The following is a 24,953-nucleotide window of genomic DNA, read 5'->3' on the forward strand; positions in this document are numbered from 1 at the left end:
ATGGATTATAAATCGCTAGCTTAGCGTGATCATTCGGGGCCTCTCGCGCTAAAGCACGACCTACGGTACTGGTATTTAGGTGATGGATGACCGATGTAACCAAGCTCCATGGATGGATTATAAATCGTTAGCTTAGCGTGATTATTCGGGGTTTCTCGCGCTAAAGCACGACCTACGCTACTGGTATTTAGGTGATGAGTGATCGATGTAACCAAACTCCATGGATGGATTGTAAATCGCTAGCTTAGCGTGATCATTCGGGGTTTATCGCGCTAAAGCACGACCTACGGTACTGGTATTTAGGTGATGAGTGACCGGTGTAACCAAGCCCTTGGATGGATTGTAAATCGTTAGCTTAGCGTGATCATTCGGGGTTTATCGCGCTAAAGCACGACCTACGCTACTGGTATTTAGGTGATGAGTGACCGGTGTAACCAAGCTCTTGGATGGATTGTAAATCGCTAGCTTAGCGTGATCATTCGGGGTTTCTCGCGCTAAAGCACGACCTACGGTACTGGTATTTAGGCGATGAGTGATCGATGTAACCAAGCCCTTGGATGGATTATAAATCGCTAGCTTAGCGTGATTATTCGGGGTTTCTCGCGCTAAAGCACGACCTACGGTACTGGTATTTATGTGATGAGTGACCGATGTAACCAAGCCCTTGGATGGGTTATAAATCGCTAGCTTAGCGTGATCATTCGGGGTTTCTCGCGCTAAAGTACGACCCGCAATATACATGGTTTAGGTTGTGAATTAATATCATTGTTGATGATTTACTTTTGATTCAATCTATCTGCTGAACTTGGTTTCGGCCTGCATTTTTGGCGTTGTAGAGTGCTTTGTCTGCGGCGCTAATCATAGTTTGTGGTGTTGTATCTTTACTTACAAAGCAGGTATGGCAACCAATACTTAAAGTAAGTTGTGGTGAAATGTCAGAGTATAAGTGCGGGATATTCAACTCATGTATTCTTTGCTGTAATAAGTCAGCAAACTGTAGGCAGTGCTGTGTATCAATACTCGGGAGAATAATGGCGAATTCTTCACCGCCATAACGGGTTGCTAAATCACCTTGGCGTTTACATTGTGCTTGCAGTGCTTGGGCTACTTGCCTTAATACGTCGTCACCTTTTTGGTGGCCGTTATTATCGTTGTATAACTTAAAGTAATCTATATCGCAGATGATTAAACTGACGGGCTGCAAGGTGCGTGTTGCTCTTTGTATTTCATTCGTTAAAGTTTGATCAAAACAGCGTCGGTTGGCTATGCCGGTCAGGCTATCGATGTTTGCTTGAAGTTTAAGTTCTTGGTTTGCAATTAACAGCTGATGTTGGGTTTGTTCTAAACGTTGTTTATAAACAACATTTTTAAGTGCATTTGCAATTATTTCGCCTACTAACTTTATACGAATTAAATCAGTATTAGTCCAATTATGTGCTTTGCTAACGCAATCACAGCCTATAAAACCAAATAGTGTATTGTCTGACCGTAGGCCAATGCATAAAACCGATTTAATGCCTTCAGATTCAAACTCTTCTCTTTCTGCGGCCGCCTGAACGGGTAACAGGCTTACGTTAGGCACGTTAAAGACGTGTTTTTCGTTCATAGTTTTAAAAAAGTAAGGCAATGAGTTTTGTGGAATATTTTGTAATTCATCTTTAAAGGGATTGATGTTGTTATTAACCCATTCATGGGTATTACTCATTTCTTTGCCATCGTTACTAAATTGAAACAGGTAGCTGCGATCAGCATGACAGAATGTGCCTATGGCCTCTAAAGCACTTTCAATTTGTTGATCTAGGTTTTCAGTTTGAATATCAATTAATTGAGCTGATATTTTCGCGATGACCTCATCAAAATCGGCTTGATTATCAGGTTCATGCTGCACTTCAAAAATAAGTGCGATAAGGTTTTGTGCAATATAGCTGTAACGAACATTTATATTTTGTCCGTTTTCGAGGTGGATTGGTGGCTTAACGTTTGAAGGTAAGCTGGTATCTAGTGTCTCAAAAATATGTAAATGGGATAAGGCATCATGTGCAGAGGTAACTAAAGCGGGGATCCCTAGTAGTGTTTGCGCTGATGGGTTGGCAAAAACAGAATCAGTGCGCTGATCAAATAACGCTATTGTTATGGGCAAAGCCTGGAGTGCATGCCATATGTCTTTTACTGAATCTATTGTACCTGTAGAAGCGTTGTTCACTGGTTTCCCTAACGTCTTGTTAACACTTTTAGCTTAACGTGAATTGAATGAGAATGGTACTTTTTTGTTTAAATAGATAGTTACTTAAATTGCTGCGAGATTGCTGTGGGTTAGTACTAAGTTTTTAGTGCGTTTAGTCATAGGAAGTATTACAATTGATATTGTATATCATTACTCTTTCCTGCATCTTTAAAAATGATGACTCTTAGCACCATTAAGCATAGGTAAAAACCGCTTTTCATGACCGATATTACAACTCACAAAGCTTCCAGACGTCGATTACTAATAGCATTAGCTATCACATGTTCTTTTATGGTCATTCAAGTTATAGGGGCTTACTATGCTAATTCTCTCGCTGTTATGGCTGATGCAGGGCACTTATTTGTACATAATAGTTCGTTATTTATCGCGCTTATTGCCTCGAGTTTAGCTATTCATTTAGCAAAAAACTATAATGATGGATATCAAAAAGCAGAGTTAAGTGGTGGCTTGTTAAATGGGTGTCTTTATTTAGCAATTAGCATGGTTATTTTGTTTGAAGGGGGGGAGCGTTTTTTACATCATCATGAGGGCCAAGGCGCACCTGTAAATAGTTATTTGATGTCTGTAATAGCCGCAACGGGCTTTCTTTTTCATGGCGCTGCTGCATGGGTTTTATATAAAGGGCGCAAAGCAAGTATTAATGTTTATGCCGTTTTCTTACATTCGTTCTTTGATTTAATTTCGACGGTGTCTACTTTTATTGCCGGCGTATTGATTTACCTTACTGGCTGGACAGTGATTGATATACTTTCAAGCATGTTAATCGCTTTGTTTGTGATGTTTACCGGTGTAAAAGTGATTATTAGCTGTGTTAAAGGGTTATGGCTCAATAAGGCTAAATTGCCTGATGTAGGCGATATTGAAAGTGCGATAAGCAAAGTTGAGCACGTTGAAAATGTACACAATGTAACTGTCATTAGGCGCGAAAAAGAGCTTGTTGTTGGTGCGCATGTTGTCTTAAAACAACATTGTACAAAAGAAAAACACGACGAGGCATGCCGATTAAAGGTGGAGCAATTGCTTGCGCAACAATTTAATGTGGTTACTAGTGTACTGCAAATTGAAAGTAATGGTTGTACGCACTAAATTAAATGGACTTATTTGCTTGGCAAAATGGGTTTTTTCTTTTACTTTTATTAGTATGGATCTTTTATAGGGTAAGCCTTTGCCGATTTTTCAGCAACGATATTTTGCTTTTAGTTGTTCAGTAGTACTGGGTTTACTTGCAGGGGCTGTTAACTTATTACCTTTTTGGTTTTTAGACAGCTCTGAATTTTTATTTGGTCAATTTTTTGTTGTTCTTACATTATTGTGCTTTGGCTTACGTTATGCCTTGCTCACATGTGTATTTAGTGCCGCATTTATATTTTATCGTTGGGGGCACTGTTGGCCATCACTTGTCTTTACTGGCGAGGTAATATGGCTTTACTTTTTTTGTTGTCGCAGCGCTAAACCTTTATTTGTTAGGGGCCTTGTATACTGGTTACTAATAGGTACACCCCTTTTAGCTGTTTTTGGCTATTTTTTTGTGAAGCTCCCAGCCTTAGAAATTGCCACAGCTTTAGTTAAATATTTTTTAAATGCTGCCATTGTTTTAAGTGTGATTGATTTACTTAGCTTCTTCTTTTTAAAAAAATCTTGGCAAACCCGCGACCTATCCCTGTACAAAATTCTTAATTATATCGTTAGCTTACTTATTATATTGGTGGTGATTTTAACAACTATCGTGCTTACGAATAATCACTACTCGCGTATTGAATATGAAGTTAAATCGCAATTAGGAGAAAAGTCGAAAGATATTGCGGCCAAAATCGATTTGTATCTGAATGACTATCGTCGAGGCGTAGTGCTTACCGCAAAAGCAATTGAGCAAGGAATTGATGAGGAGCTTGCGCTGAAGCATTTAATGGGGCTGTACCCAAACTTACGTTCTTCTATTGTGAGTGATAATAAGGCTATTGCACGTATTTTTAATCCAATGAGTTTAAAAGAAAGCTTAAAAGATGATGCCCCCTCTATTGCCGACCGCGATTACTATATAAAAGGCAAAGACTCACCTAAAGGGTATATTTCAAATATATTTAAAAGTAGGGGATTAGGCAATGTGCCTATTGTTGGTGTGTCTGCTCCTATTTACAAAAATAGCGAGTTTCAAGGTATTGTTGAAGGCTCACTTGTTTTTGATTTTTTCTTTCGCTTTAGACCCATAATATTTGAAAACGACGGTGAGTTGATTGTTTTAGATGCGAGTAAACAAGTTGTATTTAGCACATTAGGCGATCACTATCCGGTATTGAATCAATTAAGCTCAATACAACTAGATGCTTTACGTGGTGACGAACGTGGTGTGATGGTAACAGAACTTGATGGAGAGCAGTATTATGTGCAATCTTATCTATCGGAGCAGCAAGGCTGGTATGTTGCAACATTATTGAAGCGAAAATATGCAAATTTAGTTGCAGCAAGCGCATGGGGACAGTCTTTATTTTTAGCATTAGTTGTGATTGCTTTGATCAGCATTTTTATAACTCAATTGAGCCGTTGGCTAGTGAGGCCAATAAAGCAGTTATCAGCCCAAATAGATGAGTTTGAGCCCACGGCAACGGCAACAACCATCGATAATCCTTATAATTCATGGCTTGAAGTGTTTAGTTTACAGCGTCAATTTGCAACACTTGCATTTAATTTGACGTCAAATTTTAGAGATTTAGAGCAAGTAAATAATGAAAATGAAGCACTAAATCAGCGTTTAAAAAACTTTAATGTGAGCTTGGAATTTCAAGTAAACGAAAAAACAGATGAGTTGATTAAAGCGGTTGCGCTGGCGAATAAAGCAAGTCAGGCTAAATCGCAATTTTTAGCAAATATGAGCCATGAAATACGCACACCACTTAATGGTATTATTGGCCTAACAGATATATTACTTAAAAATAAAGCAATAAACCAAGAAGGTAGTGAGCACCTTCAAATGATTCAACAAAGCGCAAACAATCTTTTACTGATCCTAAATGATATTTTAGATTTTTCTAAAATTGAAGCTGGCGCACTGAAACTCGATACAAGATCAGTCGATTTACATCAATTGTTAAATCAACTGACATTAGTATTTACCAATACAGGACTGCAAAAAGGCGTTGCTTTTACATTAGAGATTTCTGCCAATGTACCTCAAGTTATGGAGCTCGATCCTCTTAGGTTAAGTCAAATTGTGAACAACGTGCTTAATAATGCAGGTAAATTTACTAAAAGCGGTAAAATTGAAATGTCAGTTTCATATTTTGACGGCACGTTATCGTTGTCAATTAGTGATACGGGAATTGGTATTTCGGAAAAACAACAAAGTCAGCTATTTAAAGAGTTTACGCAGGCCGATATATCAACCACACGGCAATATGGTGGCACTGGGCTGGGGCTGGCTATTTGTAAGCGAATCGTAGAATTAATGGGCGGCAATTTAAAACTAAAAAGCAAAGAAGGTGAGGGAAGTTGCTTTACAATCGCTGTGCCGGTGAAAGTCGCGCAATTATCTGAGCCGGTTAATAATGAGCAACCTGTGCCTGATTTATCTGATTTTAATGTACTGCTTGTTGAAGATAATCCAATTAATCAGATGGTTATTTCAAAAATGGTTGGAGACACTGGGTGCTCATTACATATAGCGAGCGATGGCGAAAAAGCACTTGTGTGTTTAGAGACCATGAAAGCTGACATTATTTTAATGGACTGTCAGATGCCTAATATGGACGGTTTTCAGTGTACGCGTGCGATACGAACTCACCCTGAAAAGTATGCTGATGTAATTATTATTGCGATTACAGCAAATGCGTTTGAAGATGATCAAAAACGGTGTTTGCAGGTAGGCATGAATGATTTTATTGCTAAGCCAGTTGATAGAATATTACTTTATAAGTGTTTAAATAAATGGGTCGGAAAGCTAAAATCATGATCATTTTCGGTAATTTACTAACCGCGATTAGACGTTATTAATACTAGGGCGTGTTGACCTTTCGTGATTGATTTTGCAGCAGTCTATTTGGTATTTAGGCAAGACAGCGCCTATGTAGTGTGGTTGTTCCCCATAAATAGGCGATAACGCAGGAGCAGTTATCGAGCCCGCTAGGCTACAAACCTCGCGCCGCGATAAAATCGCCCCTAGATTGAACGAATTTCAATCCACAAAGGTCAACACGCTCTAGTTGTAAACCTTAAATTTTAGGCTATTTTATTTCAGAAGCATTCGCTTCTTTTTTAAATGCTTTGTAGTTTATCAATCACGTTATTAATGTAGTCATCACTTAATAACTTATCAGCGGTAATTGGCCGTGCAAAATAATACCCTTGTAAATCATAACAACCAATGCGGTTTAAAAAGCGTATTTGTTCGATTGTCTCAACGCCTTCAGCAATACAATAAAGGTTAAGGTTTTCAGCAAGTGTATGAATGGTCTTTAATATTGATTCATTACCACTGTCTTGACCGATTTTACGAACAAAACTTTGATCGATTTTTATCACGTCGATTGGAAATTGATTTAAGTAGGTCAAAGACGAATAACCAGTACCAAAATCATCGAGTAATAATTTAAATCCTGCATTTCTGAGTGTTTGTAGCTGCTTTGCTGCTTTATTTTTATCATCAAGTAGCGTGTTTTCAGTAATTTCTAAACGCAGTTGTACAGGCTTTATATGGTGTTGAGTGAGAATGAACAATAAGCGCTCTGTTAAGTTGGATTTTAGTATATGTACTGGCGATAAATTCAGAGATAAATAAAAACGTGGGTTAGCACGTAACAAAGGCGCTAACTCTTTAAGTGCACGGGAAAGTGCTTGTTCGGTCAGTACATCAATTAGGCCTGTTTCTTCTGCAATAGGGATAAATTTAGCTGGGGAGATAAACTGGCCTTCATGTTGCCAGCGCATCAGTAGCTCCACACCTTTGATTTTTTTACTTTTTACATTCACAATTGGCTGATAGTTATTGAAAAGTAGATCATCTTTAAATGCATCCTTTAATGCATTTTCTAACAAGAGTTTTTGTGTAATTTGGTCATTCATTTGCTCAGTAAAAAACTTAAACCCATTACGCCCAGATTGTTTAGCATGCATCATTGCGATGTCAGCATGTCGGATCAATTGATCTGCGGTTTTTGCATCAAATGGATAAAGAGCAACACCGATACTTGCTGATATGTTAATGGCAAAATCATCAATAACAACCCTTTTAGCGAGTTCGATAGTAAGTGCTTTGACTTGTGCGCTAAGTGCCTGAGGTGAGTTGAGGTTATTTACTAAGAGCAAAAATTCATCACCACTTTGACGGCCTAAAACTCCATCGCTATCTAACATCGCATTGACTCTTTGCGTAATATCGCATAGTAGCTGATCGCCTACCGCGTGACCAAATGAGTCATTTACAGGTTTAAATTTGTCTAAATCTATAAATAACAATGCTGATAAAGTTTGACGCTTATCGGCATCTTTTATTGCCCGATTGATTTTTTGATACATCAGTGTGCGGTTAGGGAGCTTAGTTAATGGATCGTAATTAGCTAAGTACCTAAGTTCGTTTTCTGCTCTTTTTTGCTCAGTTAGATCAGATATAACCACGACATAATAACTGACGAAGTCACTGTCTTTAGCAACAGCAGTAATACTAATGTGAATTGGGTGCGATGGGTTTGTTCTGGTTTTTATGTATGCATCACCACGCCAGTTTTGTCGGGGTTTTAGTGAATTTAGTATCTTAATGTAATCGGCGTATTGTTGTTTGCCTAACGCAGCTAAAAACCCTTTTAAATTTAAAGTGGCGGGGCTTGAGTCAACAGAAAAAGCATCTGCAAAACTGTTATTAACAGAAAAGGGAAGTAATTGATGATCTAAGATTAACAACCAATCATTTATTTGACTAAATGCTTCACCTAAAACCGCTGCTTGCTGCGCTGTTGCACGACTTTCTGTGATATTTGTATATATACCCGATACACGAATTGGTTTTTTATTTTCATCGGTTTCAATGACTTCCCCAATATCTTGATACCACAGCCAGTGGCCTAATGCGTGCTTTAAACGGTATGTCGCTTGCCATTGTTGCTGATTTTTTTGTTCTAGGAATGCAGCCCAATCCAAGCTTAACTGGCGCTTGTCATCAGGGTGAATTAACGCAGTAAATTGTTCAAAACTGTGTGTATGGGGCAGGGTTTCATACCCTAGCTCGTGCTTTACTCGGTGCTGAGAGGCGCTGCGCGTTAAAAAGTTTACTTCCCACACGCCACTTTTACTGCTAGATAACGCAAGCTCAGTTTGCTGTTGCGAGTCGAGTATTTTATCGTGAGCTAGTTTTATCGTTTGTTGCCGTGATCTATATTGCCAAAAAATAATAAATAATATAAAGAGTCCAATAATAAAATAAAGACTGATTGCAAGAGGAGAGCGCCACGGTGCGTATGCAATACTAAAATCCAGAGTTCGGGTTTTACCCATTCCAGAACCATGTATATGGTATGCGGCAATGGATAATTGATAATCGCCAGGAGGGAGTTTAGTAAAAAAAACATTATTATTTTTTATTTTTTCATAACTAAAAGGGCTTGGGCCTTGTAAAGACACTTTATAGTGTGTTTTGTCTATATGCTGAAAATTAAAATTCGAAAAACTGACTTCTAAACCCATATCTTCGGAGTTTAACTGAAGAGGTTGTTCACTATATTTTAATGGGTGGTAGTCGAGTGGACGAGAAAATAACGATATATCAGTAATTTCGGTTGTAATATTTTGTTGGTCACTTGGTACAGATAAAAAATCTTGCGGGGCTAAAGTTAACAACCCTAACGTTGTGCCAAATGCCAGTCTCCCATCACTTAACTGAGTATGTGAATCAACATTGAATTCATTAACGGTTAAACCATCACTAACAGTGTAAGTATCAATTTGCATTGAACTTAAATTGAGTCGGTACAAGCCATTTTGACTACTTACCCATAAAAAACCAAAAGGATCTATCTGTAAAGCGAAGATCGATTTTGTTTTTAGACCGCTGGCGAGATTGACTCTGTATTTTTCTTCATAGGTATTAGCATCTAAGCCTATCAAGCCTTCTTGAGAAGAAGCAAGCCAAAGGATATTGTTATAGTCCAGTACCCAATCATCTATCGTAATATAGGACAGCGGATTATAATTTTTAACTTCGTAGAGTAAAGTTAACCTTTCACGCTTTTCATTATAACGATAAAGTGCACCAGAGACGCTTATGAGATGATCATCAGGATAGGTATTAAGAGGTTTTAAAAATCTATGCACGTTAATAGGATCAAGTTGCTCCTTGAGGCCCCTAATGGGGCGTGTGTTACCTGTTTTACCATCGTAAATATAAAAATCTTTTTCGCTAAAAAATGCAAATGTATCTGTTTGAATTTGGTAGTAACCATATGTTGGTCCTTCGGTCAAAATATTCTGGGTGATCCCTTGCATTGGAGTTGGAAGCAGTTGTTCTGTTTGTTTATCAAACAAAGCTAGGCCATTATAAAGCAATAGCCATAAAAATCTGTTTGGTTCGTTTAGCTCGGCAGGGGCAATGCCATATACGCTATATTGTCCATAAAATGCTTTTGTATCTGCTGTTGCTAGGTAAGTTTTGGTAATACCCGCTTTTTCATTAATGCGTGTTAAACCGTTATTAGTACCTAGCCAAAGTGCATTAGTGTCATCTTGAAAAACAGATAATACGACATTACTATGTAATTTATCTCGACTTGTAATTTCGATGTTATTAAAACGACGAGCAAACGTTGACCACGTAAAAACACCTTGTGAGCGAGATGCAAGCCACATTAATCCTGTTTTATCTACCATGACATCTAAAATAGTATTATCGGTCATGTTAAATTTACTTTGATCGAACCGCAGTATAAATAAGCTTTGATTAGTGTGACGGTCATATTGATATAAGCCATCTTGAGTGACAACAAACTCACCAAAGGGTGTATTTATATAATCCCAAATATTGTGATGCGGTATTAGCGTTTTTATATTTGCAAAGTCGAACTGGCTATTTTTATCGAGTGAAATGCTATAAAAGCCTTCAACAGTACCAACCATCAAACCTAATTGAGGGTCTACATGTAAGAACTTTATATTATTATTATCTTCATTTAGTTTGTCTTTGCTCAGCAGTGGGATTTTGGTGATGTGATCATCAATCAAAGATTTAGAATACAAGCCATTGCTAGTTGCTATGTAAATAAAGTTATTATGAATAGTTAATGCACGAACAAGGTGTTCAGGTTTATTTATTGAAAATGTATGTGTGAAGGTGCTGTGTTTACTATCAAACGTATAAACGTGGTCATTGATAGCGTAATAAAAAAGAGTCCCTCTTTGTTTAACCGCATTAATAGGAGAGTAACGTTTATCTTCTTCACTTAGTTTTCCTGAATAAACCTTTCTGGTGACGAGTGTTACCGGGTTAATAAGAAAAGCCCCTGAATATTCTGTTGAGACAAAAATCTCATCACTTTCGGTGGCAAATAGGAATAAAATCGATGCTTGGTCTAATCCTTGCTCACCCGTGAATGTTTTTACCTGATATCCATCGAAACGGTTGAGTCCTTGTTTTGTACCAATCCAAACAAAGCCAAGATGATCTTGTAATGTGTTGGTGACGTAACCTTGAGATAAACCCTCATCAGGGGAGAGACGTTGCAGTTGTAGCGCATAATTTTGAGCATGTGAAGTAGTGCTGTATAAAATGCAGAGTAAGGCGAATAAAATGAAAACAACAATATGCAAACGCACTTATAAGGCTATCCCAATAATGAAGCTAAAATTATGTTAGTAGAATGCTAAATATAGCATAAGAATTTATAGTTTAATTAAAGAATTAGCGATAAATGATAAAAGGGTTATGATTAAGTTTGGCCCCAATAAAATAAGGAGTGTATTATGCGTCATTTCTACAATGTACAAGCGTCTCAAAGTGTTCTCTTAGTAGTGGATATTCAAGAAAAACTGCGCCCCGCAATGTTGCATTATCAAACTGTGGTAGACGTTACCAGCCAATTAATACAGGCAGCACAATTGCATTCGATTCCTATCGTGTTTACACAACAATATAAACAAGGTCTAGGTGATACCGAGCAACAATTAAAAGCACTCGCACCCAATGGTAACTATTTTGATAAAAGTCATTTTAGTGCGTGTTTGGAGCCTAATTTCATTCCTTTAATGAAAAAATATAATCGCCCACAAATTATTGTAGTAGGTATGGAGGCTCATGTATGCGTATTGCAAACGTGTTTGGATTTAATCGCGCATGGTTTTGATATTTTTATACTATTAGACGGTGTGAGCTCGCGAAATGATTTACATCGCGATTTGGCTGTAGAACAATTGCGCCAAGCAGGGGCTGTGATCAGTTGTGCTGAGAGTGTTATTTTTCAGTGGACAGAAGTTGCAGCAACGCCACTTTTTAAAAAGATCCTTAAAATAGTGAAATAATTCGAAAAAACTCTCAGAAGGGCTCGCATGCTCGGCATCTGATAGCTTTGTTGAGTTAGTGATATCAAACTTACTCGCAGGTTTTAATAGTGAATTAGTTATTTCAGATGCAAAGGGCTGTTACTGTATTAGTTAACGTGTAATCAAAATAACAGAAGAGTTAGCGTTAATGCACACTAGTCACTGTAGATAGGGCCTTTGCGTATAAATATTTGCGTAGATCCATAATTTTTTGTGTTGAACTTTATAAGTCTTATCCACTAATCTTCTTTGAAGATCGCTGTTACTCATTACAATCGCTATTTGCGGTAATTGTAAATCACAACTTAATCGTTATTGATATTTTTAGTAGGCTCGCTCTTGTCGTTAAAGTGAAGAAGTTAGCTATTAGCATGTTGTTAGCGCCCTTGTAGCAGTCACATCAGAATTAGTAGAACATTATAAATTTCCTATCATTAATGGAGACTAAATATCGTCTGCTTTTAAAAATCAACACCTTGCAAAAGAAGCAATAAATAGTAAAAAAATTGTACAAATAAATATTGATAACTATTTTCGTTTAGATTAATATGTATTTACTAAATGTTATTGAGAGTGGTTTGTATTCATGTATATCTGTTTATGTCATGGTGTGACAGATAAAAAAATTGAACAAGCAATTGACGAAGGCGCGACTACGATGCGAGAGCTAAGTAAGGAGCTGAACGTTGGCAGCCAATGTGGAAAATGCTGTGGTTGTACAAAAAAAATTCTCAATCGCAAATTGATTCAAATAGCTGATATCACCGACCAAGTTGCTTAATATTGTTTCGATTAAAGTACATATAAAAAAAGCAGCCAAGGCTGCTTTTTTTAGTGTCAGATAATGTTACATCTGCGACTGTAAGTAGTTTTCAATGCCTGCGCTCTTAATCAGCAGCTGTTGTGTTTCTAACCAGTCAATTTGCTCTTCTTGTTCAGTTAAAATATTATCTAGCGCTTCGCGGCTAATATAATCTTTTTTACTTTCAGCAAGTTTAATCGCTTCTTTTAAATCAACAAGTGAATCAAGTTCAAAACTCATATTGGCTGCAATCATTTCTTCGCTATTTTCACCAATACGTAAACGACCTAAATCCTGTAGATTTGGTAAGCCTTCTAAAAATAAGATACGCTCAATTAAACGGTCTGCATTTTTCATTTTTTGAATTGAAGTTTTGTAGTCTGCTTTGTCCAGCACACTAAAACCAAAATCTTTAAACATACGTGCATGTAAAAAATACTGATTTATTGCCACAAGCTCATTGGCTAGTATCTTATTTAATGCAATAAGAACGTCTTTATCACCTTTCATATTTTAGCTCCTATTCGCCCATTTGTGATTGGTGATAGTTTTGGCTACCAATTTTATCAATCAAACCAAGTTGTTGTTCAAGCCAGTAAACGTGATCTTCTTCAGTATCAAACAATAGCTTTTCAAGTATTTCACGTGATTGGTAATCTTTTTCTTCTTCACATGTTGCAATAACATCTTTAACACAGGCAACTACTTCGAGTTCAAGTGTTAGATCATTTTGCATCATAGATTTTACATCATGACCAATAATAAGATCACGACGTTTAGTCATATTTGGTACACCCTCTAGGAACAAAATACGTTTGATTAGCCAATCAGCGTGGTCTTTCTCTTCTTCCATTTCGTGATTCAGGCGTACATAAAGTTTATCTAGGCCCCAATCATCATACATACGAGAGTGGATAAAATACTGATCGATTGCAGCAAGTTCATTTGCTAACAACCTATTGAAGCTGTCGATAACTTTTTGATTACCTTTCATAATGGCGTACCTTTAAATCATAATTGTGACAAGTTTAGTCTATATCGACATAAATGCAAGTATTTTCCTTTTAAATCATATGGTTAATATTGAGTTTGATTCTCGTTTAAATTTGCGTTAATGGTTGGTTTATGAACAGTTTTGTATTTGCATTTCTCTTTTAAGTGAGGCCAACAGTGACACGCTAAAAGATGACCATTAAAAAAGTCGCTATAAACCCAATCCATAATGTGCCATTTGCTCGCCACTTAAAAACAATGAAGGCTTGATAGAGCATGGCGATAAAAAATGTAAGTTCTAGTAATAATTGAACAGGAAAAACTAAAATGACATAAAGTTTAGCGTAGCTCGATGCGCTTATTTGATCATTTAGCATTGAAGTTATTGCGTATTCAAAGCCCAAAAAGCAGAGGTGGTTTATTATTAAAATAGACAATACAAACTTCATCGTGCAGTCCTTTTACACTTGTTGATTAATAAGTGTAAAAGCGATTATCGGAAAAATAAAGTTTGCGGGGTATTTAGTCCATCAAAAGTGCTTAGTGTACCTTTTGTGCCAAAAAGTAAAGATCGTTGATAGTAAAAAATACAGGCGTTAATGCCATTAACGACCATAGTGTTCGTATACCCAGGCCACCAATGTTAAATTTATACTTAAAGTTACATACCCCTGCGTTGTTAGCTTGCTCTTTATAGCAATCATAGCTTGTAAGTATTTTGCCTGTATCGCCCAGCTAAAGTAAAAATAATTAATGAGTTTTTGTATATTAAGCCTATTCATGACACGTATAAGCTTGCGTCTTGTAGTATTTAATGCCTTAATATATTAATAATAAAAGTTGAGTTAAAACCGAAGGTTGGGATAGGGAAAGCAATGAAAAAAAGTGTGTTAGATAGTAAAGTGCAGTCAATCCGAAGTAAGTTGATTGTTACTTTTATTATAATCTCTTTAGCACCTTTATGTTTGCTTTCGTGGTTCAGCTTTATACACGTTACTAATTCTCTGGATAAAAGTGCCCGCATAGAGCTCAGAGAGCTAAGTAGTATTGGTAAACAATTTGCAGATATTTGGTTTGCAGATCATATAAAAGATTTATATTTATTAAACGAACAATTACGTCACAGCCCACTTCAAAAACAATTATTAGTTAACGAATTTGTAGGGCGCTATGATTTTGTAAATCAAATTCATATACTCGCAAACCCTATTAATACCTCAATCCCTGTCACAGATGGTTTATTTTCTCATTTGCATCAAGATCAACTCATTCCTATGTTGGCTCAAATTGAACAAGGTAAACCGAGTGTGTTTGTGTCTGTGTTAGGTGAAAAAGCCCATAATCACTTTATTGCTTTGCCAATGGGTGAAGGGGATCAACGTTTAAAATCGATTGTTCTTGTTGACGTTAACTTCCAAGGCCTACTTAAAAACTTAGCGCATATACATGATATAAACGAAAAGCTTACATTTTATATTATTAAAAATGGTGAATTGGTTCAAAACACTGATACTGATGGCGGGCTGAGCTTTACTGAAAATTTGACTGATGAGCAACCATTAGACAAGGTGTTTAGTTATACCAAAACGGATGGTGCAAAATATTACGCCATTTTAAGTGATTTAGACTTTTTAAACGCCACAGGTTGGCAACTCGTGGTAGAAAAACCCGCTGCAGTGATGCTTGAAGGTGCTACTGAATATAAAAAGCTTGCAGTATGGTTAAATGGTTTTGCATTACTGGTTATTTTGATGCTTTCATGGTGGTTTGGTCGACGCCTATCAAACCCATTAATAGTACTGGCGAATGCAACAACGCAAGTGACGCAGGGACTTAGAGAAAATATTCCGATCCTCAATAACTCTAGTGAATTAAACCAATTATCCATTGATTTAGAGCAACTGATAACGGTAAAGGCGCAGCATCAAACACGATTACAAGAGCAAAGTGCTGCATTACAGCTTGCCTTAAAAGAATTAGCGGAACAAAAAAGTGCATTAGATGAGCATGCGATTGTGGCCGTGACAGATATAAAAGGGACTATTTCTTTTGTTAATAAAAAGTTTTGCGAAATAAGTGGCTATGAAGAAGCTGAATTACTGGGCCAAAATCATCGAATATTGAATTCAGGAACTCACTCAAGAAGTTTCTTTGAAAATATGTACAACACGTTGGAAAAGGGTAATGTTTGGCATGCGCAGATTTGTAACCGTAATAAAAGTGGCGCGTTATATTGGTTAGATACAACAATAGCGCCATTTTTAAATGAACAAGGCAAACCGCAAAGTTATATCGCTATTCGTACTGATATCACAAGCTTAAAACTTCAAGAAATGGAGTTAGAGCAGCATAAAACACAACTAGAGTTGGTACTAGATAGTACCGCAGTGGGTGTATGGGATTGGTACATTGATACAAGTAAGGTTTACTTTAACAATCGTTGGGCTGAAATAATTGGTTATGATTTAAAAGAGCTTGAACCAACGACGATTAATACTTGGCTAGATAATGTTCACCCAGATGATGCTATCGTATCAGAGAAAAAACTAACTGAGCACTTTTGTGGTCAATCTGACAACTATGTTGCCGAATCACGTATGAAGCACAAAAATGGTCAATGGGTTTGGATTTTAGATACAGGCCGTGTTGTTGAATGGAATAGCGACGGCACACCAAAACGTATGATTGGCACTCACTTAGATATTACGGCACACAAGGAAACTGAATATCAACTTCAGCAAAGTCGCGATAGATTTGCGTCTTTGGTGGGCAATATTCCAGGCATTGTTTATCGATGTAAACATGATAAGCAATGGACAATGCTATATATGAGCGACCAGACTAAAGCGATTACCGGCTATGAGCCTTTTGATATTGTAGATAACTACCAATTAAGTTTTGCACAAATAGTGCACCCTGACGATGTTCAACACATTGAAACAGTAATAAATGAACAGGTTGCACTCAAACTGCCTTGGTCTGTGGAATATAGGCTGATTGCACTAGATGGTAACGTCCATTGGGTACATGAAAAAGGTCAAGGAGTATATGATTCACAAGGGAATGTACTTTATCTAGACGGTTTTATTTTAGATATAACTGAGCGCTACAATACTCAATTGCAATTATATCGTCAGCAAAGTTTACTCGAAACAATGAGTAAGCAAGGGCAAATTGGTGCATGGGAAGTCGACTTAGAAGCGAATACGATTTATTGGTCTGAAGAAGTCAAAGCTATTCACGAAGTAAGTGATGATTTTGAGCCAGTCATAACCCAGGCACTAGACTTTTATAAGGAAGGCGAACACCGAGACAAAATTAGTGAACTGTTCGAAAATGCGGTTATTCGCGGCGATAGTTGGGATGTTGAACTGATCATCATTACACAAACAGGTAAAGAGCGTTGGGTTAAATCGATAGGGCAAGTTGAATTAAAAGATGAACGCTGTGTTCGTGTTTATGGTTCTTTTCAAAATATAGATACCTACAAACGATTAGAGTTAGAAAGTGAAAAAACCAACCAATATAATACTAATTTAGCAAGTATAACGGTTTCTCCTGACGTATTAGCGGGTGATTTTAGCGCGGTTAAAGATTTAGTCGCACAATCTATGTGTGATGTACTTAACGTGCAGCGTGCATCTGTATGGATATTAGAGCGTGGTACTAATAAAATGCATTGCGTCAGTCTCTATGTTGATGGCTCTGGCTTTTCGCAAGATACTTTGTGTTTAGATATCACAGCGTACCCTGATTATTTTAAAGCGATATTTGAAAATGGCTTAGTCGCAATAGATAATGTGGACACTCACCACGCATCATTAGATTTTGTAAAAGATTATTCAAGGCCGTTGAATATCAAATCAATGTTGGATGCAGTGATCTCAACAGGTGAAGGGATTTTAGGTGTCTTGTGTGCTGAGAGTGTTGGAGAACAGCATAATTGGAGCCAAAATGAAGAAACTTATTTGCGTTCTTTAGCTACATTGGTTGGCAGTGTTTTGATGTCGCAAAGTCGTAAGAAAACAGCGGAAGAATTAAAAGTTGCACTTGCCAAAGCAAATGATGCTGCACTTGCTAAAAGTCAGTTTTTAGCAACTATGAGTCATGAAATACGTACGCCAATGAATGGTGTACTGGGTATGTTAGAGCTAATAGAACTTGAACCATTAACCAAACCCGTTGAAACTAAAGTGGGGATTGCTAAAAATAGTGCGCATTCACTTTTGTCCGTGATCAATGATATTTTAGATTTTTCAAAAGTCGAAGCAGGTAAAATTGATTTAGAATCAATTAATTTCAATGCCAGAGACTTGATTGGTGAGGTAGCTGAGTCGCAGGCGCTTAAGGCGCAAGAAAAACAAATAGAGATTATTCTCGATTTAGTCGCTTTAGTGCCATCTCAGTTCAAAGGTGACCCTGGGCGAATACGCCAAGTGTTGACAAACTTACTTAGCAACGCAGTAAAATTCACTTCTCAAGGGGAAGTTGTTATCACTGCAGCTGTGCAAAACATTGATCAACAGTACCAATTGAGCATCAAGGTCAAAGACTCGGGTATTGGTATACCGCTTGCCAAGCAGCAAAGTTTGTTTAGCCCATTTTCACAAGTGGATGCCTCGACTACGCGTGAATACGGCGGCTCAGGTTTAGGTTTAGCCATATGCAAACAGTTATGTGAGTTGATGGGCGGGGCTGTTACCTTGTACAGTGAAGTTGGCAATGGCTGTGAATTTACGGCGACAGTTATGCTAGAGTTAGGCACCGAACAAGAACGCAGTATTCCAACAATCGATATGCATAAATTACGTGTTCTGGTTGTGGATGATAATGAAACAAACCGGTTGGTAATTAGTCAACAATTGGCCCACTGGGGGGCATCGGTTGCCTTAGCTTGCGATGCTGAACAGGCTTTGGCTATGTGCCAAACGTGTATTGATAATAAAGATCCCTTGTATGATATCGCAGTACTGGATATGCAAATGCCTAAAATGGATGGGATCCAATTGTGCCGATTGTTAAAAGCAAACGAGCATTTTAAAGCCATGCCTTTAGTTATGATGACGAGTATTGCAGGATTAGAAGGCGCGCAGCGCTATAGTGATGCTGGTTTCCAAGCGTATTTTCCAAAGCCAATCACCACGGCCGATTTAATTTCTGCAATGGCAGTGATCACTGATAAAGATAAAGCACTTGATTTACCAATGATAACCTCGGGTTATATTTCTTCATTGCGCAACACTAAACAGGATCCAACACATCATTTATTGTTAGTTGAAGATAATTTGATCAATCAAAAAGTGTCTCAACTTATGTTGAGTAAATTAAATTATCAGGTAACGTTGGCTGAAAATGGCCAAGAAGCGGTTGATATTTTGGCACAAAAGCCCGCACACTTTTTTGATTTGGTGCTTATGGATTGTCAAATGCCGATTATGGATGGCTTTGATGCAACACGTTCAATACGCCAAGGAAATGCAGGTACAAAGCATCAAGAAATCACTATTATTGCATTAACTGCTAATGCAATGGATGAAGATAAAGAGTTGTGCTTAGCGTCGGGTATGGATGATTATCTTACCAAGCCGATTCAGTTACAAACCCTCAAAGAAAAGCTTGAACAATATCATTGAGCTTTTTATTCCAACAGATACTCACATACAAAGGTGACCTCAGTACATGACTAATTCTACATCGATAATATTACGCGATGCGTTACCAAGCGACGCTGCGACTATTTTGCATTTTATTACCGAACTGGCAATTTATGAGAAAGAGCCTGATGCAGTTAAAACAGATGAACACGCTATTTTAAAAACATTATTCAGTGATGGCGCAACAGCCCATAGCGTTATTTGTTTAGATGGCGATGAACCGATTGGCTTTGCTGTTTACTTTTATAATTATTCCACGTGGCTTGGCAAAAATGGCCTTTATTTAGAAGATTTGTATGTGAGCCCCGATAGCCGCGGTAAAGGAGCGGGTAAACTCATTATGCAACATCTTGCACGCCAAGCCATAGCAAAAGAGTGTGGCCGTTTTGAATGGGTGGTTCTTGATTGGAATAAGCCAGCTATTGATTTTTATAATAGCATGGGCGCTGAGCCTCAAAATGAGTGGATAATTTATCGTTTAACTGGTCAAGCATTAATAGATTTCGCAGAAAATAAATAGCAATATAAATAAAAATCATTTGTATTAAGTTGTGATGGTGTGTAGATTATGCACATCATTTAATTTTGCGCAGGTGATTTTTATGGCACATCCCCAGCTTAGTAATAAAGCCGAACTTCCACAGGTAGATCAAGCACTCAGCCCTTGGCAATCTAATATAATGGCGGGTAATTATGCGTTTGAACGTGGTGCCTTGTTGGAAGCGCGCGATAAATACACCACCGCACATACTTTAGCATCTCACTTATTAAGCCAGTTTAGTCAAGCACAAACGTGCCAGTCAGTCATTGCAGCCATAGAGCATTGTTGCCCAGCGCTGGTTGTGGCGGCACATAATTTAGCTGACACTTATCGAGCGATGAGCCAATCAGATCAAGCTTGCCAGTGGTTATGTGATGTTCATATAACACTGAGTCATTTAATTGAGCACCCTTGTAATACCATACGCACCGTGGTTGCTCATCATCATCACAAAACGTATACAGAGCTTGTGCAATTTGCAAAAAGCCACAGCCACTGCCCGCAACTAATTGAAAAAATTAACCACACTTTAAGTTATACCCCGGATCATACTGCCACAGTACATTGATCACGTTACGCAAGCCCAAAGGAGCAATTATGGCGTTTATATTACCCGCGTTACCTTACGAATATGATGCATTAGAGCCGCACTTAGATGCAAAAACTATGGAGATTCACCACACATTACATCATCAAACTTATATTAATAAAGCCAATGCTGCATTAGAAAATACTGAGTATGCTAATACGGATGTACATGAGCTATTACGTAATATTGATACAATAGCAAGCCCATTAAATAAGGTTGTGCAAGAGCATGGTGGCGGTCACGCAAACCACTCGTTATTTTGGACTGTTATGAGTCCAAATGGTGGGGGAGAGCCCACAGGTACTTTATTTGATGCTATCACTGAGCAGCTTGCAGGCTTTGACAGCTTTAAAGAGGCATTTACCGCTGCGGCAGTCAGTCGTTTTGGCAGTGGTTGGGCATGGTTGAGTGTGACTGCAGATAAAACGTTAATCGTGGAAAGCAGCTTAAACCAAGACAGCCCTTTAATGCATGGTAATACACCTATTCTTGGTTTAGACGTATGGGAACATGCATACTACTTGAAATACCAAAATCGCCGCCCAGAATACATCGCCGCTTTTTATAATGTGATTAATTGGAATGAAGTGGAACGACGTTATCTAGACGCTATTTCATAACATTTTATTGAGTGCCGAAAATGGCTAGTAATGTATGGTTTTTCACGTAATCTAATTGATAGATAAAGTTAGTTATGAGAGCTCCATGGATAATAGCCATTGGCAACGTGCCCGTCAAAGTCGCGATCATCGCTTTGACGGCGTATTTTTTATTGCGGTAAAAAGTACCGGTATTTATTGCAGACCAATTTGTCCCGCCCCCACGGCCAAAGAACACAATGTTCAGTACTATCAATATGCGCATAGTGCTGCACAAGCAGGGTTTAGGCCTTGCATACGATGTCGCCCTGACAGTGCCCCAGGTAGTGGCGCATGGCAAGGAACCAAAACCAGCGCATTACGTGCAAAATACTTAATTGATCAAAACTTAATCCAGCCACAAAACTGTGAACAACTCGCTGCGCGGTTAGGTGTTAGCAGCCGCTATTTACGTCGCTTATTTATGCAGTATTTTGGTATTTCAGTCACCCAGTATCGACTATTTAATCAATGCCATTTTGCTAAAAAATTACTGCAAGAAACACATTTACCCGTATCACAAATTGCGTTTGCATCGGGCTTTAGCAGTATCCGCCGTTTTAATGATGCCTTTTTACAGCAGCTGCATATTTGCCCCAGTAAAATGCGCGCTACTAATAAACCAAGTAACCTCACATTGACGATCAAATTGCCTTTTAGGCCACCCTATAATTGGGCTGCATTACATCAGTTTTTAGCGCGCAGGCTTATATCACCTATGGAATGGTTAAGTGATAATAGTTATGGACGAAGTTTTAATACGCATGGTTGTAAAGGGCAATTTACGGCTGAGTTTATTGAACAAAAACATCATTTTTTAGTATCAATAGATATTGATGAACCGCGTTATTTACACCCCATTTTAACTCAGATACGCCGTATACTTGATTTAGATGCGGATACTACATTAATTGAAGATCACCTTGAGACACATACTCACGGCGCAATTAAATTAACAACAGGGTTACGATTACCGGGTATTTGGTCAACGTTTGAGGCGGGCATTCGGGCTGTGCTAGGTCAGCAGGTGAGTGTAACGGCTGCACACAACTTAGTGGCGCAATTAGTTCAAGCATTAGGTGAAAAAGAGCAAGACCGTATTTATTTTCCTCACCCGCAAGAGGTTGCAAACAGTGAGTTAGATTTTTTTAAAATGCCGCAGGCTCGTAAAAACGCATTACGTGCGCTAGCCCAATTTTGTGCTGATAATCCTGATTGCGAACAGTTGGATGAATGGTTAGGGTTAAAAGGTATAGGCCCCTGGACGGTCAATTACGCAAAACTTAGGGGGCAAAGCCAGCCTGATATTTTACTCGCGGGTGACTTGGGAGTAAAAAAAGCGCAAGCAGCAGCAAAGCCCTTTAATGATGAACTGTGTGCACCATTTCGTTCATATTTAACATTTCAACTATGGCAGCAATTATTATGAGTATTGTACAAATTAAGATCGCCAGCCCACTCGATGACATTATAATTCAAGCGACTGAGCAAGGAGTGAGTTATGTTGGCTTTTACCCCACAAAAGAATACCCAGAACAGATATTGAAAGATGTAAATAATATTCATATACATCAGTGCATAAGTCAGCTTGATGAGTACTTTAATGATACGCGGCGCACTTTCACTATTAACTTAGATACCAAAGGCACTGATTTTCAAAAAAGTGTATGGCAGGCATTGTTAAATGTGCCATTTGGGCAAGTACAAAGTTACAGCGATATAGCTCGCGCTATTGGTAACCCAAAGGCGGTACGAGCTGTGGGTGCTGCAAATGGTAAAAACCCTATTAGCATAATAGTGCCGTGTCATCGAATTATTGGTGCCAGTGGAAAGTTAACTGGCTACGCTGGTGGGCTTGAGCGTAAACAATGGTTACTTAAACACGAAGGTTACCCAAGTCAGGGGTGATGTTATGGGTTATTTGATGTAGCATTAGCGCACTTTTTATTGGTAGGCATTTTTATGGCTCAGCTGTATTTTTATTATTCTGCGATGAATGCAGGCAAATCCACCACATTATTACAATCAGCATTTAATTACCGCGAGCGAGGTATGGAGCCCGTAATATTAACGGCTGCCATAGATAATCGCGCGGGTGTGGGTAAGGTGTCATCACGTATAGGGCTTGAGGCTAAAGCGCATATTTTTGATGAAAATAAAGATGTATTTGACTTAATAAAGTCATTAAACAGCGAAAAAAAGCGCCATTGTATACTTGTCGATGAATGCCAATTCCTATCAAAAGAACAAGTCATGCAACTGACCGATGTAGTGGACTACTTGGGCATTCCTGTGTTGTGTTATGGGCTGCGTAATGATTTTAGAGGCGAGTTATTCAGCGGCTCTCAATATTTACTCGCATGGGCTGATAAACTGATTGAATTGAAAACGGTATGCCATTGCGGCCGTAAAGCTAATCATGTATTGAGAACAGACGAAGATGGCAATGCAATTGCCGATGGCAACCAGGTAGAAATAGGCGGCAACGACCGATATGTATCAGTGTGCCGCAAGCATTATAAAGCAGCGTTAAATATGGAGCGCTCGAACGCTTGATATCACCTCAATAAATGTATCAATGTTGGCTCGAGTAATATCCAAATGCGTAACTAAACGTAAGGTTTTACTCGGGCTTATTAAAATTCCCCGCTCTTTTAACACCAGAGCAATGGTATTAATATCGATGTGATCAGCAACATTGGTGTATTGTCCGAACTCTCAAATTTAACAGTCAATATTGAGGGATTACATGAATAAATATTCGTGGGGATCCCTCAGGTTTGGGTATACATCATCCCCCAGAGGTGCACTGAACATCACGTTACGCATTGCATCGCAAGGTCTTGTGACTGTATCAGAACGAAAATCGATCATGGTGTCTCCATGGGTGTAAATTCTTGGCAAATTTCTTTGCGAGTTGCTTCGTCAAAATAGCTCCAAGCAATAAATCGACTTACTTTTTGACCTTGAGCCATTTCAATTATTTTAACATCTGCAACTGGGTGCTTAGCGAGTTCATTTTGCAGTGTTACCAAAGTTTCTTTTTTAGACACCAATGATGTAAACCATAGGCACTGCTCTGCAAATAAAGCACTTTCTGTGATCATGGTCGTAATAAATTGTGCTTCACCGCCTTCACACCATAGTTCGTTATTTTGGCCACCAAAATTTAAATTAGTTGTCGGGGTTTTGCCCAAATTACGCCATTTACGATCACTGCCTTGTTTCGCTTCTTGTTCGCTGGCATGAAATGGTGGGTTACATAGTGTTAAATGAAATAAATCTTTGGCATTGATAATGCCCTGAAAAATATGCTCAGGCTGTTTTTGAACTTTCACAGTGATTTTACGATTATTAAACTGCACTATTTGTTTGGCTAATTTTACAGCCGCAGGATCAATATCGCTGCCTGTCATGCTCCAGTTATACTCGTGGCTTGCAAGTAATGGGTAGATAATATTTGCGCCGGTACCAATATCAAGCGCTTTTACTTGCCGACCTTGTGGGATCGCGCCCTGGTTGTCGGCGGCTAATAAATCAGCTAAGTAATGGATATAATCAGCGCGTCCAGGGACTGGTGGGCATAAGTTATGCTCAGGGAAGTCCCAAAAGTCGACCTTGTAATATGCTTTTAGTAGCGCTTGGTTAAGGGTTTTGACTGCTTTATTATCACTAAAATCAATACTCTTTTCGCCATACTGAGTGAGTGAAACAAAGACATTTAATGCAGGTTCAACCGTTATAAGGTGATCAAAGTCGTAACCTTGGTTATGGCGATTTCGTGGATGTAGTTTGGCTTTTTTAGGCACTGATTTCATGATTGATAGCTAGCAGAGTAAACAGGTTGATTAGTTTAACAGATATTTATTTTAAGGTGTAAATATCCCTAAGCCGCCCCAGTATACAAAATTCATCATTTCATCGGGGACTTAATATCAAGGTCTTACTTTACAATCAATGCCTTGTCTAAATTGCTTT

Annotated in this window: 18 protein-coding genes and 2 pseudogenes; 12 read left to right on the top strand and 8 right to left on the bottom strand. The window is 38.3% G+C overall.

The annotated features are described in order from the left end of the window. Positions 1 to 375 precede the first annotated feature (375 nt). Positions 376 to 741: a hypothetical protein gene (locus HJP15_RS20210; RefSeq protein ID WP_170174489.1), complete on the bottom strand. Its 366-nt coding sequence runs from the start codon at positions 739 to 741 to the stop codon at positions 376 to 378. Between the two features lie 46 nt (positions 742 to 787). Then, positions 788 to 2,203 carry a sensor domain-containing diguanylate cyclase gene (locus HJP15_RS20215; RefSeq protein ID WP_349304641.1) on the bottom strand — a complete coding sequence of 472 codons (1,416 nt, stop codon included), beginning with the start codon at positions 2,201 to 2,203 and terminating at the stop codon, positions 788 to 790. A 240-nt stretch (positions 2,204 to 2,443) separates the two neighbouring features. On the opposite strand from HJP15_RS20215, the gene HJP15_RS20220 reads away from it, so the two are divergent. Next, on the top strand, positions 2,444 to 3,331 hold the full coding sequence (locus HJP15_RS20220) for a cation diffusion facilitator family transporter (RefSeq protein WP_054205008.1): 888 nt from the start codon (positions 2,444 to 2,446) through the stop codon (positions 3,329 to 3,331). Between the two features lie 442 nt (positions 3,332 to 3,773). Continuing rightward, positions 3,774 to 6,191 carry a hybrid sensor histidine kinase/response regulator gene (locus HJP15_RS20225; RefSeq protein WP_349304642.1) on the top strand — a complete coding sequence of 806 codons (2,418 nt, stop codon included), beginning with the start codon at positions 3,774 to 3,776 and terminating at the stop codon, positions 6,189 to 6,191. Positions 6,192 to 6,493: 302 nt separating this feature from the next. On the opposite strand, the gene HJP15_RS20230 is transcribed toward HJP15_RS20225, so the two are convergent. Further along, the gene (locus tag HJP15_RS20230; RefSeq protein ID WP_349304643.1) at positions 6,494 to 11,035 is read right to left on the bottom strand and encodes an EAL domain-containing protein; all 4,542 of its coding nucleotides are present in this window, start codon (positions 11,033 to 11,035) and stop codon (positions 6,494 to 6,496) included. Between the two features lie 147 nt (positions 11,036 to 11,182). Between HJP15_RS20230 and HJP15_RS20235 the strand changes: the two genes are divergently transcribed. From HJP15_RS20235 to HJP15_RS20240, 3 genes and pseudogenes are all read left to right on the top strand, one after another. Beyond that, entirely contained in the window at positions 11,183 to 11,737 is a 555-nt protein-coding gene (locus HJP15_RS20235) for an isochorismatase family protein (protein ID WP_054454009.1), read from the top strand. 25 nt (positions 11,738 to 11,762) lie between these two features. Beyond that, a pseudogene (locus tag HJP15_RS22065) lies at positions 11,763 to 11,873 on the top strand (DUF6436 domain-containing protein); the annotation flags it as partial. 471 nt (positions 11,874 to 12,344) lie between these two features. After that, positions 12,345 to 12,539 (top strand): (2Fe-2S)-binding protein, encoded by a 195-nt coding sequence (locus HJP15_RS20240; RefSeq protein ID WP_054205004.1) that lies wholly within the window; start codon positions 12,345 to 12,347, stop codon positions 12,537 to 12,539. A 66-nt stretch (positions 12,540 to 12,605) separates the two neighbouring features. Here the strand turns inward: HJP15_RS20240 and bfr (HJP15_RS20245) are convergent, their stop codons facing one another. From bfr (HJP15_RS20245) to HJP15_RS20255, 3 genes are all read right to left on the bottom strand, one after another. After that, positions 12,606 to 13,070, bottom strand: coding sequence for a bacterioferritin (bfr, locus tag HJP15_RS20245; protein ID WP_054205003.1), 465 nt, complete (start codon positions 13,068 to 13,070; stop codon positions 12,606 to 12,608). Positions 13,071 to 13,080: 10 nt separating this feature from the next. Beyond that, positions 13,081 to 13,554 carry a bacterioferritin gene (gene bfr / locus HJP15_RS20250; RefSeq protein WP_054205002.1) on the bottom strand — a complete coding sequence of 158 codons (474 nt, stop codon included), beginning with the start codon at positions 13,552 to 13,554 and terminating at the stop codon, positions 13,081 to 13,083. A gap of 184 nt (positions 13,555 to 13,738) precedes the next feature. Next, positions 13,739 to 14,002 (bottom strand): hypothetical protein, encoded by a 264-nt coding sequence (locus HJP15_RS20255; protein ID WP_170174491.1) that lies wholly within the window; start codon positions 14,000 to 14,002, stop codon positions 13,739 to 13,741. 426 nt (positions 14,003 to 14,428) lie between these two features. On the opposite strand from HJP15_RS20255, the gene HJP15_RS20260 reads away from it, so the two are divergent. From HJP15_RS20260 to HJP15_RS20290, 7 genes are all read left to right on the top strand, one after another. Further along, positions 14,429 to 19,186 (top strand): PAS domain-containing protein, encoded by a 4,758-nt coding sequence (locus tag HJP15_RS20260; RefSeq protein ID WP_170174492.1) that lies wholly within the window; start codon positions 14,429 to 14,431, stop codon positions 19,184 to 19,186. Between the two features lie 46 nt (positions 19,187 to 19,232). Then, positions 19,233 to 19,727: a GNAT family N-acetyltransferase gene (locus tag HJP15_RS20265; protein ID WP_170174493.1), complete on the top strand. Its 495-nt coding sequence runs from the start codon at positions 19,233 to 19,235 to the stop codon at positions 19,725 to 19,727. Between the two features lie 82 nt (positions 19,728 to 19,809). Next, the gene (locus tag HJP15_RS20270) at positions 19,810 to 20,316 is read left to right on the top strand and encodes a DUF2753 family protein (RefSeq protein ID WP_054454013.1); all 507 of its coding nucleotides are present in this window, start codon (positions 19,810 to 19,812) and stop codon (positions 20,314 to 20,316) included. A gap of 29 nt (positions 20,317 to 20,345) precedes the next feature. After that, positions 20,346 to 20,957, top strand: a complete 612-nt coding sequence (locus HJP15_RS20275; protein ID WP_054454015.1) for a superoxide dismutase — start codon at positions 20,346 to 20,348, stop codon at positions 20,955 to 20,957. Between the two features lie 85 nt (positions 20,958 to 21,042). Continuing rightward, positions 21,043 to 22,404 (top strand): DNA-3-methyladenine glycosylase 2 family protein, encoded by a 1,362-nt coding sequence (locus tag HJP15_RS20280; protein WP_170174494.1) that lies wholly within the window; start codon positions 21,043 to 21,045, stop codon positions 22,402 to 22,404. After that, positions 22,401 to 22,883 (top strand): methylated-DNA--[protein]-cysteine S-methyltransferase, encoded by a 483-nt coding sequence (locus tag HJP15_RS20285; RefSeq protein WP_170174495.1) that lies wholly within the window; start codon positions 22,401 to 22,403, stop codon positions 22,881 to 22,883. Before HJP15_RS20280 ends, HJP15_RS20285 begins: the two co-directional genes overlap by 4 nt. Positions 22,884 to 22,937: 54 nt before the next feature. Next, positions 22,938 to 23,531, top strand: coding sequence for a thymidine kinase (locus HJP15_RS20290; RefSeq protein WP_170174496.1), 594 nt, complete (start codon positions 22,938 to 22,940; stop codon positions 23,529 to 23,531). A 228-nt stretch (positions 23,532 to 23,759) separates the two neighbouring features. Here the strand turns inward: HJP15_RS20290 and HJP15_RS22235 are convergent. Further along, positions 23,760 to 23,849: pseudogene (locus tag HJP15_RS22235) on the bottom strand (beta-eliminating lyase-related protein); the annotation flags it as partial. Next, the gene (gene rlmF / locus HJP15_RS20300) at positions 23,846 to 24,793 is read right to left on the bottom strand and encodes a 23S rRNA (adenine(1618)-N(6))-methyltransferase RlmF (protein ID WP_054454021.1); all 948 of its coding nucleotides are present in this window, start codon (positions 24,791 to 24,793) and stop codon (positions 23,846 to 23,848) included. The pseudogene HJP15_RS22235 and the gene rlmF, both read right to left, overlap by 4 nt. Positions 24,794 to 24,953 lie beyond the last annotated feature (160 nt).

The organism is Pseudoalteromonas sp. NEC-BIFX-2020_002, assembly GCF_013002825.1.
GTDB lineage: Bacteria > Pseudomonadota > Gammaproteobacteria > Enterobacterales > Alteromonadaceae > Pseudoalteromonas > Pseudoalteromonas neustonica.